The organism is Rathayibacter sp. VKM Ac-2754 (assembly GCF_009807095.1).
Lineage (GTDB): Bacteria > Actinomycetota > Actinomycetes > Actinomycetales > Microbacteriaceae > Rathayibacter.
Map to the genome: position 1 here is coordinate 103,829 of NZ_WUCC01000006.1, position 15,348 is coordinate 119,176.

Below are 15,348 nucleotides of genomic sequence, written 5' to 3' on the forward strand. Positions count from 1 at the left end.
TGCTCAGACTAATCCCCGGTGCATTCCGCGTGAGGAATCGGCGCCGGTCACGATAGGGCGCGGACGGCGACGGGGCGCAGCGCCAGCACGAGCCCGACCCGCTCCCCCGGCTCGAGCCGCTGGCCGGCCGAGTGCTGGACGACGAGCTCCTCCCCCTGCTCGGTGCGCACCGTCGAGCGGCGGACCGGGCCGAGGAAGCTGGAGGAGACGACCACCGCCGGCAGCGCTCCGGGTGTCGCCTCGGGCACGATGTCGATGTCCTCCGGACGGAGGAAGGCCGACACCGCTCCGTCGGCGACGCTCGGGTCGACCAGCGGCACGCGGGAGCCCAGGACGGCCACGGCTCCGCCCGACACCGAGCCCGCGACGGAGTTGGAGAGCCCGACGAAGTGCGCGACGAACGACGTCGACGGGCGCGCGTAGAGGTCCTCCGGGGCGCCGAGCTGCTCGATGCGGCCGGCGTTCATCACGGCGACGCGATCGGCGACCGCGAGGGCCTCCTCCTGATCGTGCGTGACGAAGAAGGTGGTGATGCCGATCTCGGTCTGGATGCGGCGGATCTCGTCGCGCAGCTGCACCCGCACCTTGGCGTCGAGCGCCGACAGCGGCTCGTCGAGCAGGAGCACCCGCGGCCGCGTCACGAGCGCGCGGGCGAGCGCGACGCGCTGCTGCTGACCGCCCGAGAGCTGATGCGCGTAGCGGTCGCCGAGCGCGCCGAGCCCGACCAGGTCGAGCGACTCCTGGGCGAGGACGCGGCGCTCGCGCGCGGCGACTCCGCGGGTGCGCAGGCCGAACTCGACGTTCTCGCGTGCCCGGAGGTGCGGGAAGAGCGAGTACGACTGGAAGACCATGCCCATGTCGCGGCGGGCGACCGGCACGTCGGCGACATCGTCCTCGTCGACCAGGATGCGGCCGGAGTCGATCCGCTCGAGCCCGCTCAGCGCCCGCAGCGCCGTGGTCTTGCCGCAGCCGGACGGGCCGAGGAGGGCGATGAACTCGCCCGGCGCCACGTCGAACGAGACCCCGTCGAGGGCGCGGGCGGTGCCGTAGTGCCGGGCGACGTCGACGAAGCGCACGCGCGCTCCCGGGGCGGAGGTGGTCACGAGGTGCCTTTCGACGGGGCGCGGTCGGCGAGCGGCAGGCCGATCCGCGCGAGGCGGCCGATCCCGAGCAGGAGCGCGAACGCGAAGAGGAGGGAGAGGAGCGAGAAGATCACGGCGACGTAGGCGTCCGACTTCGACACCTGCACGAGCCCGGTCTGGAGCGTCGTGCGGCTGAGCAGGGACGCGATCGTGTACTCGCCGAGCACCACCGCGACGGTGATGAGCGCGGCGGCGACCAGCCCGCGCCGCAGGTTCGGGAGCAGCACCCGGGTGAGCACGCCGAACCAGCCGGCGCCGAGGGAGCGGGCCGCCTCCGAGAGGGTGACCGCGTCGAGCCCGGCGAGATCCGCGGCGATCGCGCGGTACGCGTAGGGCAGCACGAGCACGCCGTAAGCCAGCGCGAGCGTCCACGGCGCCGAGCCGACGAGTCGGGTCACCACGGAGTAGACCGGGGCCAGCCCGACGACGAGCACGATCGCGGGGACGGTGAGCGGCAGCAGGCAGACCAGCTCGAGCACCCGGCGCAGGCGCGGCAGGCGGATCTCGACCAGCAGCATCGTCGGCACCAGCAGGACCAGCACGATCAGCGCGGTGACGACGGCGAGGATCAGCGAGTTGCCGATGCCCTGGAAGAGGGCGCGGTAGCCGCGCTCGTTCTCGGGGTCGAGGATCGCCGTCCAGTGCGAGAGGTCGTAGCCGCCGGCGCCGCGGAGGGTGAACTCGGCCATCGCGACCAGCGGCACCGCGAAGACGAGCCCGGTGACGACCAGGACCGCGCGGGACAGGAGCCGCCGGTTCATCGCTGCCACCGCCGCGCGCGGCGCTGGAGCAGCGCGTAGCCGGACATCAGCACGATCATCACGACGAGCATCCCGAGCGCGAGCGCCCCGGCGAGGTTCTCGCGGCCGAGGACGGTCTCGCTGACCAGCGCCGCGCGGATCTGCAGCGGCACGATCTGCGCTCCCTGGCTGATCAGAGCGGCGGCCGTCGCGAACGACGAGAACGCGTTGGCGAAGAGCAGCAGGACCGAGCCGAGGAAGGAGGGGGCGAGCACGGGCACCGCGACGCGCCACCAGTAGCTCAGCGCGCCTCCGCCGAGCACCGCGTTGGCCTCGGCCCACTCGGGCCGCAGCCCCTCGAGCGCGGGCAGGAAGGTGAGCACCATCAGCGGCACCTGGAAGTAGAGGTAGGGCAGCACGAGTCCGGGCATCTGGTAGAGCCAGACGCCGTCGGCGTAGAGGTCGACGCCGACGCCCGCGAGGAGGCTGGTGACCAGACCCTGCACGCCGATGGTCGCGATGAACGCGAAGGCGAGCATGACGCCTCCGAACTGCGCGAGCACGCTGGCCGCCGCGTCGACGACCGTGCGGAGGGGGCCCCGGGGGTCGGCGCCGAGGAGCGCCAGGCAGATGATCGCGCCGAGGATCGCGCCGACGACCGCCGTGAGGGCCGAGAGGCCGAGGGAGGCGCCGAACGCCGACAGCACGACCGGGTCGCCGAGCGCGGCGACGTTGGCGAGAGTCGGTCGGCCATCGCCGTCCACGAAGCCGGTGCCGACCGCGAGCACGGTGGGCACCGCGAGGAACAGCAGGACGTAGACCGCGAACGGCGCGACTCCGAGAGTCTCGGGGAGGCCGCGCCGCCTCCGGGGCGCCGAGGCCCCGGAGACGGCGCGGACGGAGTCGGACGTCACTGGATCGCCGCGGCCCACTTCTCGGCCAGCAGCGCCGAGGCGGCCTCGGTCTGCTCGGACGTGAACTGGACGAGGTCGGCCGGAGCCGCACCGACGGCGTCGAGCGCGTCCTGGTCGACCGTGCCGGCGTCGACCATCGCCGCCAGGCGCACCGGGTACGCACCGGCCGCGAGGTAGAGGTTCTGCGCAGCGTCGGAGTAGAGGTACTCCTGCCAGAGGCGCGCGGCGGCCGGGTGCGGCGCGTCGGCGTTCACGGCCTGGTTGTAGTAGCTGCCGACGGCGGTGCCGGGGAGGACGGTGGTGGTCCACTCGCGGGTGCCCTCGTTCGTCTTCGCGGCGGCGAGGTTGTTGTAGCTCCAGTCGAAGACGACGGGGGTCTCGCCGGAGGCGATGGTCGCGTCGGTCGGGTCGAGCGGGAGGAAGTTGCCGGCGTCGTTGAGCTTCTCGAAGAAGTCGATGCCCGGCTGGATGTCGTCGGCCGAGCCGCCGGACTGGACGGCGGCGAGCTGGACCGCGGCCGCCGCGGCTCCCGCCTGGGTCGGGTCGCCGTTGATCGCGACGGAACCGCGGAAGTCGGCTCCGAGCAGGTCGTCGAGCGACGCGGGCTCGGGGACGGCCTCGGCGTCGTAGCCGATCGACATCAGGCCGGTGTAGTCGTTCACCCAGAGGCCGGTCTCCTCCTTGTTCTCGTCCGGGATGTCGTCCCAGGTCTCGACCTGGTACGGCGCGAACATGTCGGTGTTGGCGAGCGCGACGGCGGCACCGAGGTCGAAGACGTCGGGCGCGGTGTCCTGCCCGGCGAGGTTCTTCGCGGTGCTGATCTCCTCGGCCGACGAGACGTCGGGGTCGGCGGAGTTGACGGTGATCCCGTACTCGTCCTCGAAGCCCGAGATGAGCTCGCCGTAGTTGGCCCAGTTGTCGGGCAGGGCGATGACGTTCAGCTCGCCCTCGGCCTTCGCGGCCTCGACCAGAGCGTCGAGACCGCCGACGTCGGCGGCCGAGGTGGCGGTCGAGGCGTCGATGGACGACGCGTCGGAGGAGGCCCCGGCGTCGCCGGAGCAGGCGGTCAGGGTGAGGGCGAGTGCGGCGGTCGCGGCAGCGAGCGCGCCTGCGCGCGGGAAGCGCTGGATCTTCAAGAGTCCTCCAGGAGTCGGGTGGGCGGACCCGGCGGGTCGCCTCCGGAAACCTAGGAGTGCCTCGCGACGAGACGGGGATGCCCAGGTGAACCGGATGGGAACATCCGGCGGCGGGGCGGGATCCTCCGGAACGGCCGATGTCGGAGGCGTTCGCTAGCGTGGGGCACCATGACCGAGCAGCTCACTCCCGCGCTCGCGCGCCGCATCGCCCTGGCCGCGCAGGGCTTCGGCGCCGCGAGGCCGCCCCGGGTCGGCACACGGCAGATCCTCGGGGTGATCGACCGGATCCGGCCGCTGCAGCTCGACTCGGTCAACGTCTTCGAGCGGAGCCACTACCTCCCCGTCCTCGCCCGCCTCGGCGCCTACGATCGCGCGCAGCTCGACGCCGTCGCGTTCTCGCCGAAGGGCCACTACCTCGAGTACTGGGCGCACGAGGCCGCGCTGATCCGCCGGGCCGACGTCCCGCTCTACCGCTGGCGGATGGAGCACTACCGCCGCGTCGGGCTCCCCGAGCACGAGGGCTGGGCGGCCGAGAACCGCGCGACCCTCGACTGGCTGCGGGCGGCGCTCGCCGACGGGCCGCTGCGCGCCTCCGAGATCGAGCACGAGGCCAACGTCCGCACCGGCCCGTGGTGGGGCTGGTCCGACATGAAGCGCGGGCTCGAGGTGCTGTTCCGCTGGGGCGAGGTGGTGAGCGCAGGGCGCACGCGCTTCGAGCGCTCCTACGCGCTCGCCGAGCAGGCCCTCCCCCGCGAGGTCCTCGACGCCGAGGTCTCGACCGACGACGCGATCCGCGAGCTGGTGCGGCGCGCCGCCGTCGCGCACGGCATCGGCACCCTCGGCGATCTGGCCGACTACCACCGGCTCCTCAAGGCGCCGACCCTCGCGGCCGTGCGCGATCTCGTCGATGCGGGTGAGCTGGTGCCGGTCGAGGTCCGCGGCTGGGAGCGCTCGGGCCGGCCCGTGCCGCTCTGGCTGCACACCGCGGCCCGGCGCCCGCGCGCCCTCCGCGCCGACGCGCTCCTCTCCCCCTTCGATCCCGTGGTCTGGCACCGCCCGAGGGCCGAGCTCCTCTTCGGCTTCCACTACCGGATCGAGATCTACACGCCGGCCGCCCAGCGGGTGCACGGCTACTACGTGCTGCCGGTGCTGCTCGACGACGTGATCGCGGCGCGGATCGACCTCAAGAGCGACCGTCAGCAGAAGATGCTCCGCGTCCAGGCCGCCTGGCTCGAGCCCGGCGCTCCCGCCGACACCGCCGAGAGGCTCGCCGCTCTGCTCGTCGAGGCGGCTCGGTGGCAGGGACTCGACGCGGTCGACGTCGTCGGCCGCGGCACGCTCGCCCCGGCACTCTCGGCCGCACTGTCGCTCCACCACGCGGAGGTGGTCGAATGAGCGCGGCGACGCCGCAGCGTCAGGGGACGATCGCGCTCGCCCTCTCCGAGAAGTGCGTCGCCCTCCTCCTCGAGCGCGGAACCGTCAAGGGCGTCAGCTCGATCGATCTCGCCCATGCGGCCGGGATCTCGCTGCGCACCTTCCACCGCTACCTCGGCGGCAAGGAGGACTGCGTCCGTCCCGTCCTCTACGCGGCGATCGCGGCCATGGGACGCGCTCTGACAGCGCGTCCCGCCTCCGAGCCGCTGAACACCGCACTCGGCGCGGCCTTCGCCGCCGCGGCATCGGGCCGGCAGCTCGAGCGCACCCTCCGGCTCATCCCGCTGCTCACCGAGACCCCCGCGATGCGGGCGGTCTGGGCGCAGTCGCTGCACGACGGCGAGGCCGCCCTCACCCCGAGCATCGCCGAGCGGATGAGCCTCGGCCCCGCCTCGTTCCCGCGCGCCGCCGTGCTCGCCACCGTCGTGCTCGCCCTGGTCCGACGGGCGCTCGTCGACGCGGTCGCCACGGGCACCGATCCCGCGCCGGTGTTCGCGGAGTACCTCACGACGCTCGACGGCGGTCCGCTCGCGGCACCCACTCCGGTGCCGGGGCCGGCCGAGGAGTACGACATCTAGAGGTCTCTAGAAGCGCGAGCCCATCTCGCTCAGGCGCGCCACGCGGTCGGCGATCGGCGGGTGCGTGGCGAACAGACGCGAGATCGCGCTCGGCTCGGCCGGGTCGGCGATCCAGAGGTGCGCCATCGAGGTGCTCTGCCGGCGCATCGGCCGGCCCGCCGACTCGAGCTTGAGCAGGGCGCTCGCCAGCGCGTCGGGGTGCCGCGTGGTGAGCGCGCTCGTGGCGTCGGCGAGGTACTCGCGCTGCCGCGAGATCGAGAGCTGGACGACGGTGGCGACGATCGGCGCGAGCACCAGCGAGACCAGGCCGACGACGAGCAGGATCGGGTTGCCGCCGCCCCCGCTCCCGTTGCGGTTGCCGCCGAAGAACGCGAAGCGGAGGAAGACGTCGGACAGGAAGCCGACGGCGACGACGAGGCCGAAGACGATCATCGAGACGCGGATGTCGTAGTTGCGGACGTGCCCGAGCTCGTGCGCCATGACACCCTCGAGCTCGGCGTCGTCCATGATCGCCAGGAGCCCCGTGGTCGCGGCGACGACCGCGTGCTCGGGATCGCGTCCCGTGGCGAACGCGTTGGGAGCCGGGTCATCGATCAGGTACACCTTCGGCATCGGGGTGCCGGTCGTGATCGAGAGGTTCTCGACGATGCGGTACAGCCGCGGCTCGTCCGCCTTCTCGATCGGGACGCCTCCGCTGATCGCGACGGCCTGGCTCGCGGCGAAGAAGTACTGGAACACCGCGTACGCGGCGGCCACGATCAGCACGACGACGACGATCGCGGTGCTGCGGTAGATCGCGGAGGCCAGCGCGCCGAGACCGCCGATGATCGCCAGGAAGAGCACGAGGATCAGGACGGTGTTGCGCTTGTTCCTCGCGATCGCGCTGTACACCGCGCGCCTCTAGAACTGGACGCGCGGGGGCTCCGAGATCGCGGCGAGATCGCCGACCTCGAAGAACTCGCGCTCCGAGAAGCCGAGCCGACGGGAGAAGAGCGTGTTGGGGAACACCTTCACCTTGGTGTTCATCTCGCGCACGCCGCCGTTGTAGAAGCGGCGCGCGGCCTGGATCTTGTCCTCGGTGTCGACCAGCTCGCCCTGCAGCTGGAGGAAGTTCTGGCTCGCCTGCAGCTGCGGGTAGGCCTCGGCCACCGCGAAGATCGAGCGCAGCGCCTTCTGCATGTGGTCCTCGGCGACGGACGCCTCGGCGGGGCCCTCGGCCGAGAGGGTCTCGGCGCGAGCACGGGTCACCGACTCGAAGACCTGCCGCTCGTGCGCGGCGTAGCCCTTCACGGAGTCGATCACATTGGGGATCAGATCGGCCCGCCGCTTGAGCTGGACGGTGATGTCGCTCCAGGCCTCGTCCACGCGGACGTTGAGGGTCACGAGCGAGTTGTAGGTCGCCCAGAGGTAGACCCCGAGGACGACGACGAGGGCCACGACGATGATGAGCGGGACGAGCCATTCCATGCCGACAAGTGTAGGACTGGGCCCTCACGCCGCCCCGCCGGTTCGGCGCATTCGCAGTGTGGCCGATCGACCGGCGGCCTCGACCTCCGATGCCGGTGATCTCGATGCGCCCGCTGCGCGAGTCACTCGATCAGCGAGTGGGGTCGGCACTCGAAGCCTGCTGGTCGAGTAGCCGCCGCAGGCGGCGTATCGAGCGGCGAAGCCGCGTTGCGTCTCGGTGGTGAGGGAACAACCTGCGCCCGTCGCCCCGCATGCTGGTCGAGCAGCCCCGCAGGGGCGTATCGAGACCCACCGGCTTCAGTGGATCGGACGCCTGACCGGGTCTTCTAGCCGACGTGGATCTCGATACGCCCGCTGCGCGGGCTACTCGATCAGCGAGGGAGGGGCCACACGGGTGGGGTGACTTCTCCTGAGAGACCCACCTACTTGAGGGTCTTCTGCATCAGCACGGTGCTGAGCCAGCGCTCGAACTTGAAGCCGACGCGGCCCATCCGGCCGACCTCGACGAAGCCGTACCGCGCGTGCATGCCGAGCGACGCCTCCGCGCCCTTGTCGGCGATGACGGCCATGATCTGGCGGATGCCGACGGCCTTCGACCGCTCGAGCAGCTCCTCCATCAGCGCCTTGCCGAGTCCCTTGCCGGTCGACGCGGCGCGCAGGTAGATCGAGTTCTCGACCGTGAAGCGGTACGCGCGCTTCGACGACCACGGCGACACCATCGCGTAGCCGAGGATCTGACCCGAGGGCGAGACCGCGACGATGAACGGGAGCCCGAGCTTCTGGTTGCGGAGGAACTTCGACCGCCACTCCTTCAGCGTCGAGTCGTCCTCGTCGAAGGTGACGACCGTGTTGCGCACGTAGTGGTTGTAGATCTCGCGGATGTCGGGGAGATCGGGCTCCTGCGCCTCGCGGATCTCGAACGAGAAGTCCGGCTCGGGCGGCGGCGCCTTCCGCAGGTGCGGCGGCAGGACGCGGCGCTGCTCGTACTCTTCCTCAAGCATCTTCTGCTCCCCTCTCCGATGATCCGAGTCAGCGTAGCGGCGTGCGGGGCTCCCGCGCCGACACCGTCATCACTCGGCGATGCTCCAGTCGACCGGCTCCGCGCCCCGCTCGGCGAGCAGCGCGTTCGCCCGGCTGAAGGGCCGCGAGCCGAAGAAGCCCCGCGAGGCCGACAGCGGGCTCGGATGCGCGCTCTCGACGATGCCCGCGTCGCCGAGGAGCGGTCGCAGGTTCGCCGCGTCCCTGCCCCAGAGGATCGCCACGAGCGGCTGGTCGCGGGCCGCGAGCGTCCGGATGGCGTGCTCAGTCACCGCCTCCCAGCCCTTGCCGCGGTGCGAGGCCGGCGCCCCGGGAGCGACGGTCAGCACTCGGTTGAGCAGCATCACGCCGTTCCGGGTCCAGTCGCCGAGGTCGCCGTGCGAGGGAGTCGCGATGCCGAGGTCGTCGTGCAGCTCGCGGTAGATGTTCTGCAGGCTCCGGGGGACGGGGCGGACGTGCCGCGCGACCGCGAAGGACAGCCCGATCGGGTGGCCGGGCGTGGGGTACGGGTCCTGACCGACGACGAGCACCCGGACGTCGGCGAGCGGCGCCGCGAAGGCGCGCAGCACGTCCTTGCCCGCGGGGAGGTACTGCCGCCCCGCCGCCACCTCGCCACGCAGGAAGTCGCCCATCCGCGCGATGTCCGGGCCGACGGGCGCGAGCGCCTCGGCCCAGCCCCGATCGATCAGTCCCGCTCCGGCGAGCTCCTGCAGGTCCATCGGGTCAGTTCGCGGCGAGCGTCGCGACGACGACCCCCGCCGAGCCGCCGCTGACGCGCCAGACGGAGCCCGCGCCGCGCACCTGGAGCGCGCCGGTGCCGACCGTGAGCACGGTCGACTCGTCGATCGCGACTCCCCCGTCGACCAGTCCCGCCTCGACGGCGGCGACGAGGCGCCCGAGGGTGCCCCACTGCGCGGCGTGCACCTCGATCGAGACGTCGACGAGGCCGATGCCCTCGAGGACGGTCACCTCGTCGAGCTCCTCGGCGGCCTGCTCCGGAGCGACCGCGACACCGCCGACGCGGAACCCGCCGACGATCGCGCGGTCGGCCGCGATGGCGGCCCCCGCCGAGAACCCGGCGTAGGGCAGACCGGCGGAGACGAGGTCGCGCAGCGTGGCGAACGAGGGCTCGAGGGCGTCTCGGAACGCGGGCGTCAGACCTCCCCCGACGAAGACGCCGTCGATGCCGTCGAAGACCGCGGGGTCGATGCGACCGCCCTCGGGCTTGAGCACGGCGACCGGCTCGAGCGGCCCCACCGCGGCGAGCATCGTGGAGTAGTGGGCGTAGGCCTCGGACCCGAGACCGTCGTGCACGACCACGATCGCGATGCGCGGCCCCTCGATGCGGCCCGCGTCCACGGCGTGCGTCCTGGCCTCGGCGAGGAACGCGGAGTAGAGCTGCGCGTCGTGCTCGGCGCCGCCACCGCCGCCGATCAGGTGGACGCTCATTCGTCGTCCTCGGCGAGTGCTCCGGCGACCGGGGGCAGGGCCGACCAGGGGAAGACGATCCAGCGCGGAGTGCGGCGCCAGAAGAAGTCGGGCTCGAGGACCGTGCGCGGCTTGGTGTACAGCGTGACGGTCTGCACCTCGGCGCCCATCGCTCGGATCAGCTTCACCGAGAGCGCGAGGGTGTGCCCGGAGTCGGACACGTCGTCGACGAGCAGGATGCGCTTCCCGCGCACCGACGCCTCGTCGAGCAGGGGCGGGAGCACGACGGGCTCGGCCAGCCGCGCCTCGACACCGGTGTAGAACTCGACGTTCAGCGCGCCGCAGCTCTTGATCCCGAGGGCGTAGGCGATCGCGCCTGCGAGGAGGAGACCGCCGCGGGCGATCGCGACGACGAGCTCGGGCCGGTAGCCGGAGGCGACCACGTCGTCGGCGAGGTGGCGAGCGGCGTCGCCGAACTCGAGCCAGCCGAGGACCTCCTTCTCCGTGGCGGCGAGGAGGTCGGCTGAGTCGTCGGCGTCGGAAACCATGAGGGACAGGCTAGGGCGTCGCGACCCTCCGCGTCACATCCCGTCCCGGCCCCGATCAGGCCTTCGGAGCGAGCGTCCCCTTGGCGACCTTGTGCGGGGCCGCCTGCGCCACCGGCTTGATCGTCACCAGGTCGAGGTTGACGTGCGCGGGCAGCTCGACGGAGGAGACGATCGCCGCCGCGACGTCCTCGGCCACCAGCGGGGCCGGCACCTCGGCGTAGACGGCGTCGGCCCGGGCGCGGTCGCCGCCGAAGCGCACGAGCGAGAACTCGTCGGTGTGCACCATCCCCGGTGCGATCTCGATGACCCGGATCGGCTCGCCCGCGAGCTCGAGCCGGAGGACGGCCACCAGGGCGTGCGCGGCGAACTTCGCGGCGTTGTAGCCGCCGCCGCCCTCGTACGCGACGTGGCCGGCGATGGAGGTGACGGTGACGATGTCGGCCGATCCCTCGGAGCCGGTGTCGGCGATCCCCGCGCGCAGCAGCGGCAGCAGCGCGCTCGTCACCAGCTTCACCGAGAGGACGTTGATCTCGAACATGCGCGTCCAGTCGGACGGGTCGGACGCCTCGACCGAGTCGAGCCCGAGGGCGCCGCCCGCGTTGTTGACGAGGGCGTGCACGGGGCCGGTCGCGGCGAGGTGATCGCGGAGTGCATCGACCTGCGCGGCATCGGTCAGGTCGGCGACGAACGGCTCGCAGCCGGTCTCGGCGGCGAGCGCCTCGAGACGCTCGCGGCGGCGCGCGACGGCGACGACCTCCCAGCCGTGGTCGCGGAACAGGCGGACCGTGGCCGCACCGATCCCTGAACTCGCTCCTGTCACGACGACGCGTCGAACCACGATCGTCCCCTTCCGTCAAGCCTCCGGCACCACCGACTCCGTCGTCCCGCCCAACGCTAGCCTGACCGCATGCAGCCCGCCGACCCCGCTCCCGCCACGGGCGCGGTCGCCGCTCACCCGAAGCGCCGCGTCCCCCTCTGGGACAACGCGCGGTTCGTCTGCGTGACCCTCGTGGTGATCGGGCACGGCATCCAGCGCCTCACCTCGCAGTCCGACGTGTCGCTCATCGTCTATCTGACGATCTACGCCTTCCACATGCCGGCGTTCGCGATCATCTCGGGCTACTTCTCGAAGAGCGGACCGCCGAGCACCCGCACCATGCGCCGGGTGATGACCGACATCCTGCTGCCCTACCTGATCATGGAGACGGTCTGGACGCTGGTGCAGTTCGCCGTCGAGGGCAAGCAGGAGTTCAACCCGACCAAGCCCAGCTGGACGCTCTGGTTCCTGCTCGCGCTCGGGATCTTCCGGCTCGTCCTCCCCTATCTGGCGCTGCTGCGCTGGCCTCTGCTGATCAGCGTCGCGCTGGCCGTCGGCGTCAGCTACTACGACAACATCGACTCGACGTTCTCGCTGGCGCGAGCGATCGGGATCCTCCCCTTCTTCGTCTTCGGCTGGCGGCTGCGCACCTGGACGCTCGGCGGGACTCCGCTCATCGACCGCTGGCTCGACCTGCGGCCGGCCCAGCTGCTCGCCTGGCGCGTCGCGGCTGCGGCGCTGTTCGCGGTCACCGTCCTCGTGATGACCGTCAACATCGAGGCGTTCCGCGCCGCGGACCTGCGCTACTGGTTCTTCTACGACCGCCCCTACGACGCTCTCGGCGAGACGGAGTGGTGGGCGGGCCTCGTGCGCCTGGGGCTGATGCTGACGGCGGTCGCGCTCTCGCTCGCCTTCTTCAGCCTGGTCCCGCGCTCGCGCAGCGCCCTGACCACGTGGGGTCAGTCGACGATGTACGTGTACCTGCTGCACAGCTTCGTCCTCTACCCGCTGCGCGAGTCGGGGATCCTCTCGGAGGCCGACAGCACGTTCGCGCTGATCGCGGTGATCGTCTTCTGCGTGCTCGTCTCGGTGGTGCTCTCGCTCGGCTGGCCGCGCACCGTGTTCCACAAGCTGGTCGAGCCGCGCGCCGACTGGCTGTTCGCCCCCGTGGCCGACGAGCGTCCGGAGCGGCCCCGCCGCGCCGACCCGACGGGGTCGAAGCGCGACGTGCGGGAGCCCGGGCCGGGGCACCGCTGACCGGATTACCGCGTGTGTCGGGTGCCCTCGACCGCCCCGACGGCCGCGCCTAGGCTCGTCGCGGCGGAGAACGGCCTCCACCCGCAGACTTCGACGAACCGATTGGACGCACCATGACCGACCCGACCCAGTGGCAGTTCGAGACCAAGCAGATCCACTCGGGAGCCGCTCCGGACCCGGTCACCAAGGCTCGCGCGACCCCGATCTACCAGACCACGTCGTACGTCTTCGACAACGCCGAGCACGCGAAGAACCTGTTCGCGCTCGCCGAGTTCGGCAACATCTACACCCGCATCCAGAACCCGACGCAGGCCGTCGTCGAGGAGCGCCTCGCCGCGCTCGAGGGCGGATCGGGAGCGCTGCTGCTCGCCTCCGGCCAGGCGGCCGAGACCGCCGCGGTGCTCAACATCGCGCAGGCGGGCGACCACATCGTGTCGTCCTCGTCGATCTACGGCGGCACCTACAACCTCTTCAAGTACACACTGGCCAAGCTGGGCATCGAGACGACCTTCGTCGAGAACCAGGACGACCAGGCGGAGTGGCGCCGGGCCGTCCGCCCGAACACCAAGCTCTTCTTCGCCGAGACCATCGGCAACCCCAAGATCAACATCCTCGACATCCGCTCGGTCGCCGACGTCGCCCACGCGGCGGGGGTGCCGCTGATCGTCGACAACACGATCGCGACGCCCTACCTCATCCGCCCCTTCGAGCACGGCGCCGACATCATCGTGCACTCGGCGACCAAGTTCCTCGGCGGCCACGGCACCGTCATCGGCGGCGCGATCGTCGACGGCGGCACCTTCTCGTGGACGGCGAACGCCGACCGCTTCCCCGGGCTGACCACGCCCGACGAGTCGTACCACGGCGCCGTCTACACCGCGGCGGTGGGCGACTCCCTCGCCTACATCATCAAGGCGCGCGTGCAGCTCCTCCGCGACCTCGGCGCCTCCATCGCCCCGGCGAGCGCCTGGCAGCTGATCCAGGGCATCGAGACGCTGTCGCTGCGCATCGAGCGCCACGTGCAGAACGCGCAGGAGATCGCCGAGTACCTCGAGAACCACCCCGACATCGCGACCGTGAACTACTCGGGCCTGCCGACCTCGCCGTGGTACGCGGCCGCGAACCACTACGCGCCCAAGGGCGTCGGCGCGGTGCTCTCGTTCGAGCTCAAGGGCGGGGTGGACGCGGGTCGCGCGTTCGTCGACTCCCTCTCGCTGTTCTCGCACCTCGCGAACATCGGCGACGTGCGCTCGCTGGTGATCCACCCCGCCTCGACCACGCACTCGCAGCTCAGCCCGGAGCAGCAGCTCACCGCCGGCGTCACGCCGGGCCTGGTGCGCCTGTCGGTCGGCCTCGAGAGCATCGACGACCTGCGCGCCGACCTCGCTCAGGCGCTGCAGGCCGCGCGTGCCGTCGTGGAGGCGTCGCGCGCCAACGCCTGAGTCGCTCGAGAACGGACGGGGCCCCGATCCTGCGCGGGGCCTCGTCCGTTCTGCACGCGGAGCGGAGGCGGGCGTAACAAAGGGCGGGCCGTCGGCACGCCGTGACACGATGGACCACGCTATGGACTGGCAGCAGACACCCGAGGACACCGTCCCGTCGGCCTTCATCACCGAGCGCCAGCTCCGCTCCGTGATCGGCAAGCCGCCCGCGACCGGCGCCTGGCGGGACGGCGACCACCCCGGCCACCGCCGGTTCCTCGACGCCGGCCCCTTCGACTTCGAGGCGGGCGGACACCTCCCGCACCTGCGCCTCGCCTACGAGTCGTGGGGCGAGCTCTCGCCCGCCGGGGACAACGCCGTGCTCGTGCTGCACGCGCTGACCGGCGACTCGCACCTGCTCGGGCGGGGCGACCGCGGCCACGCCACCGACGGCTGGTGGTCGGGACTCGTCGGCCCCGGGAAGGTGATCGACACCGACCGCTTCTTCGTCGTGGCGCCCAACATGCTGGGCGGCTGCCAGGGCACGACCGGCCCCGCCTCCCTCGCCCCCGACGGGCACGAGTGGGCTGCGCGCTTCCCGTACACCAGCATCCGCGACCAGGTCCGCGCGCAGGTGCTGTTCTCCGACCTCCTCGGGATCGACCGCTGGCACACCGTCATCGGCGGCTCGATGGGCGGGATGCAGGCGCTCGAGTGGGGGATCGAGCATCCGGAGCGGGTGGCCCGCCTCGCCGTGCTCGCCGCTCCCCCGCGCGCCACGGCCGACCAGATCGCGCTGAACTTCGTGCAGCTCGAGGCGATCCGCAACGATGCCGGGTTCGCGGGCGGCTCCTACTACGACGCCGGCGACGGCCAGGGCCCGTACCACGGCCTCGCGCTCGCGCGGCGGATGGCGCTGCTCAACTACCGCAGCCCCTCCGAGCTCAACGACCGCTTCGAGCGCAGCTGGCAGTCGGGTCTCGACCCGCTCGGCGGGGGCGGCCGCTTCGCCGTCGAGTCCTACCTCGACTTCCACGGCAACAAGTTCACCCGCCGCTTCGACGCGAACAGCTACATCACCCTCGTCGAGGCGATGAACTCGCACGACGTCGGCCGCGGACGCGGCGGCGAGGCCGAGGCGCTCTCGCGGATCACCAGCCCGACCCTCGTGCTCGGCATCGACAGCGACCGGCTGTTCCCCGTCGAGGGGCAGCGGATCATCGCCACGCACGCCCCCGGGAACATCGACGGCGACGAGGTGGCCGTGATCACCTCGACCTTCGGCCACGACGGCTTCCTGATCGAGGACGACGCCGTCGGCGCGCACCTCGACCGCCTCCTGCGCCTGTAGCCGCTCGCCGCGGCGGCCCGCCCCTGCCCCCCGTCCGCGGCTATCGTGTGTCGGGGGTCCGCCCCGGGACCTCGACG

The 15,348-nt window shown here is 72.0% G+C and carries 16 protein-coding genes; 5 read left to right on the forward strand and 11 right to left on the reverse strand.

Annotated elements, in window-relative coordinates:
• Positions 1-47: 47 nt before the first annotated feature.
• From GRS92_RS11775 to GRS92_RS11790, 4 genes are read right to left on the reverse strand one after another with little or no spacing between them, the layout of a single operon-like run.
• Positions 48-1,103 carry an ABC transporter ATP-binding protein gene (locus GRS92_RS11775; protein ID WP_159856516.1) on the reverse strand — a complete coding sequence of 352 codons (1,056 nt, stop codon included), beginning with the start codon at positions 1,101-1,103 and terminating at the stop codon, positions 48-50.
• The gene (locus GRS92_RS11780) at positions 1,100-1,903 is read right to left on the reverse strand and encodes an ABC transporter permease (RefSeq protein ID WP_159856518.1); all 804 of its coding nucleotides are present in this window, start codon (positions 1,901-1,903) and stop codon (positions 1,100-1,102) included. Before GRS92_RS11780 ends, GRS92_RS11775 begins: the two co-directional genes overlap by 4 nt.
• The gene (locus GRS92_RS11785; protein WP_159856520.1) at positions 1,900-2,796 is read right to left on the reverse strand and encodes an ABC transporter permease; all 897 of its coding nucleotides are present in this window, start codon (positions 2,794-2,796) and stop codon (positions 1,900-1,902) included. Before GRS92_RS11785 ends, GRS92_RS11780 begins: the two co-directional genes overlap by 4 nt.
• Positions 2,793-3,926, reverse strand: a complete 1,134-nt coding sequence (locus tag GRS92_RS11790; RefSeq protein ID WP_159856952.1) for an ABC transporter substrate-binding protein — start codon at positions 3,924-3,926, stop codon at positions 2,793-2,795. The genes GRS92_RS11785 and GRS92_RS11790 overlap by 4 nt, the downstream gene beginning before the upstream one ends.
• A 174-nt stretch (positions 3,927-4,100) precedes the next feature.
• Between GRS92_RS11790 and GRS92_RS11795 the strand changes: the two genes are divergently transcribed.
• Positions 4,101-5,327 carry a winged helix-turn-helix domain-containing protein gene (locus tag GRS92_RS11795; RefSeq protein WP_159856522.1) on the forward strand — a complete coding sequence of 409 codons (1,227 nt, stop codon included), beginning with the start codon at positions 4,101-4,103 and terminating at the stop codon, positions 5,325-5,327.
• Positions 5,324-5,944 (forward strand): TetR/AcrR family transcriptional regulator, encoded by a 621-nt coding sequence (locus GRS92_RS11800; RefSeq protein WP_159856524.1) that lies wholly within the window; start codon positions 5,324-5,326, stop codon positions 5,942-5,944. The genes GRS92_RS11795 and GRS92_RS11800 overlap by 4 nt, the downstream gene beginning before the upstream one ends.
• Positions 5,945-5,950: 6 nt before the next feature.
• Here the strand turns inward: GRS92_RS11800 and GRS92_RS11805 are convergent, their stop codons facing one another.
• From GRS92_RS11805 to GRS92_RS11835, 7 genes are all read right to left on the reverse strand, one after another.
• The gene (locus GRS92_RS11805; RefSeq protein WP_159856525.1) at positions 5,951-6,835 is read right to left on the reverse strand and encodes a M48 family metallopeptidase; all 885 of its coding nucleotides are present in this window, start codon (positions 6,833-6,835) and stop codon (positions 5,951-5,953) included.
• A gap of 9 nt (positions 6,836-6,844) precedes the next feature.
• Complete coding sequence (locus tag GRS92_RS11810) at positions 6,845-7,411, reverse strand: LemA family protein (RefSeq protein ID WP_159856527.1); 567 nt, start codon at positions 7,409-7,411, stop codon at positions 6,845-6,847.
• 422 nt (positions 7,412-7,833) lie between these two features.
• Positions 7,834-8,412 carry a GNAT family N-acetyltransferase gene (locus GRS92_RS11815; RefSeq protein WP_159856529.1) on the reverse strand — a complete coding sequence of 193 codons (579 nt, stop codon included), beginning with the start codon at positions 8,410-8,412 and terminating at the stop codon, positions 7,834-7,836.
• A 69-nt stretch (positions 8,413-8,481) separates the two neighbouring features.
• A complete protein-coding gene (locus GRS92_RS11820) occupies positions 8,482-9,168 on the reverse strand; it encodes a uracil-DNA glycosylase (RefSeq protein WP_159856531.1) in 687 nt (228 codons plus the stop codon).
• A gap of 4 nt (positions 9,169-9,172) precedes the next feature.
• Positions 9,173-9,898: a Type 1 glutamine amidotransferase-like domain-containing protein gene (locus GRS92_RS11825; RefSeq protein ID WP_159856533.1), complete on the reverse strand. Its 726-nt coding sequence runs from the start codon at positions 9,896-9,898 to the stop codon at positions 9,173-9,175.
• The gene (locus GRS92_RS11830) at positions 9,895-10,425 is read right to left on the reverse strand and encodes a phosphoribosyltransferase (RefSeq protein WP_159856535.1); all 531 of its coding nucleotides are present in this window, start codon (positions 10,423-10,425) and stop codon (positions 9,895-9,897) included. The genes GRS92_RS11825 and GRS92_RS11830 overlap by 4 nt, the downstream gene beginning before the upstream one ends.
• Positions 10,426-10,480: 55 nt before the next feature.
• Positions 10,481-11,263: an SDR family oxidoreductase gene (locus GRS92_RS11835; protein ID WP_235021978.1), complete on the reverse strand. Its 783-nt coding sequence runs from the start codon at positions 11,261-11,263 to the stop codon at positions 10,481-10,483.
• Positions 11,264-11,332: 69 nt separating this feature from the next.
• Between GRS92_RS11835 and GRS92_RS11840 the strand changes: the two genes are divergently transcribed.
• The 3 genes from GRS92_RS11840 (at position 11,333) to metX (ending at position 15,271) form a co-directional block, all read left to right on the forward strand.
• Positions 11,333-12,499 (forward strand): acyltransferase family protein, encoded by a 1,167-nt coding sequence (locus GRS92_RS11840; protein ID WP_159856537.1) that lies wholly within the window; start codon positions 11,333-11,335, stop codon positions 12,497-12,499.
• 113 nt (positions 12,500-12,612) lie between these two features.
• A complete protein-coding gene (locus tag GRS92_RS11845) occupies positions 12,613-13,941 on the forward strand; it encodes a bifunctional o-acetylhomoserine/o-acetylserine sulfhydrylase (protein WP_159856539.1) in 1,329 nt (442 codons plus the stop codon).
• Positions 13,942-14,062: 121 nt separating this feature from the next.
• Complete coding sequence (gene metX, locus GRS92_RS11850; RefSeq protein ID WP_159856541.1) at positions 14,063-15,271, forward strand: homoserine O-acetyltransferase MetX; 1,209 nt, start codon at positions 14,063-14,065, stop codon at positions 15,269-15,271.
• The last annotated feature ends 77 nt before the right edge of the window (positions 15,272-15,348 follow it).